At 45.3% G+C, this 1,670-nt stretch carries 1 protein-coding gene; it reads left to right on the forward strand.

All coding sequences use genetic code 11. The annotated features are described in order from the left end of the window. A partial coding sequence (locus tag QUA58_RS31250; RefSeq protein WP_333398003.1) for an ATP-binding protein occupies positions 1–1,670 on the forward strand: 1,670 nt, incomplete at both ends.

Below are 1,670 nucleotides of genomic sequence, written 5' to 3' on the forward strand. Positions count from 1 at the left end.
GATAATCACGATTTGATTAAGGCGGCGGGTGAGGCGATCGGCTATATTTTGAGAGAGGTTGCGAAGTCGGATGAATTAATTGCGATCGCCGAAACCAAAAATTTGCCTTATCCAAAACAGGCTTTAGATAAATTAGCCGAGAAAACTCCTGAATACTGGCTGGATATTAACACGAGTACAGCCGATTTGTCAAGGGGTTTACAGATTTCCGAAGACCAGCTAACCAAGATTTTTTCGGCCGATGTCGAAGAGTTCGATCGCGTTACGGGATTGACACCGGAAGATTGGGCAAGTTTCCTGCAGGAATTTGCCCGCAGCGAGGGCAAATCCTTCGATGGGGAAATCGTGGAATTTGTGGCGGACAAGCTGTACACAACTTTCCCGAAAGCCTACCGGGAAGTGCTGAAACTGGATGCGGCGAAGGGAGGCGAAAAGTTTGCGGCCATGCTGTTGAATCTTCACCAAATTGCTTTGACTGAATTGAGAGATTTGGGGCTGCAAAATGGGGAGATTCTGCAAAAGTTGGAGGCGGTGGCAACTCAGCAGCAGATTTGTCAAGTGATGGTGAAATTGGAGGCGATCGAAATTGGCATCCGATCCGATTTGGCGCAGATTAGGGCATTGCTGGAAAGATATATCGATCCTGCTGCGCCGAGTTTGCCGATTCCTGTTAAGTCAGAGACGATTATTCAGGACAGAATTAAAGACTTTACCGGTCGGAAATTTGTGTTTAAAGCAATTAATGAGTTTCTGGGGACAAAGCAAAAAGGCTATTTTGTTTTGGAGGCGGAACCGGGTGTTGGGAAAAGCGCGATTATGGCTGCCTGTGTGGTGATGTTGAAGCGCCGCTGCGTTACTCATTTCAACTCGCAACCGGACGGGATTGTCAGCGCTGAAACTTTTTTGGAAAATGCTTGCACTCAGTTGATTGAAGGTTTTAATCTTAAAGATAAGTATCCGCGACTGCCGGAAAATGCCCTGAAAAATAACAACTTTCTAGGCGAGTTGCTGAAGGAAGTCAGCGCTAAGTCTAGCAAGGACAAAAAAATAATTTTTGTGGTGGATGCGCTGGATGAAGTTGATTGGAAGGCTCAAACTAGCAACAGTAATGTTTCGTATTTGCCTAATGATTTGCCGGACAACGTTTATTTTATTGTTTCCAAGCGACCGGATTTTCTGACAATGCCGACAGCTAACAAGACGGTTTTTGATTTGATGAAATACAGTGCTGAAAGTCAGAAAGATGTCGAGGCTTATCTGGCAAAACGCACGGAGAGAAGCCAGTTAATTCAGGATTGGATTAAGGGTCGAAATTTGCAGCGGGAACAGTTTGTGACGGCGGTAGCCCAAAAAAGCGAAAAGAAATTTATCTACCTCCGCCACGTACTTGATGAGATTGAAGGCGGCACGTACAATGATGTGAATTTAAATGATTTGCCAGCGGGTTTGGAGGAATATTATCAAAAACACTGGGGACAGATGATGGGCATGGGCAGGGAAAACGATCCTCTGCTGGAATTGAAGGTTAGGATTATCTATTTCCTGTCGCAAGCAGAGGAACCTGTTTCTGGTCGCTGGTTGGCTAAATCTGCCCGCGAGAACAATGTTATAAAAGTACAGCAGGTACTCGGAAAATGGAATTCGTTTTTGCGACATGAGAAAGTAGGGAA

Origin of the sequence: Microcoleus sp. N9_A1, assembly GCF_036701795.1 — a bacterium.
Lineage (GTDB): Bacteria > Cyanobacteriota > Cyanobacteriia > Cyanobacteriales > Microcoleaceae > Microcoleus.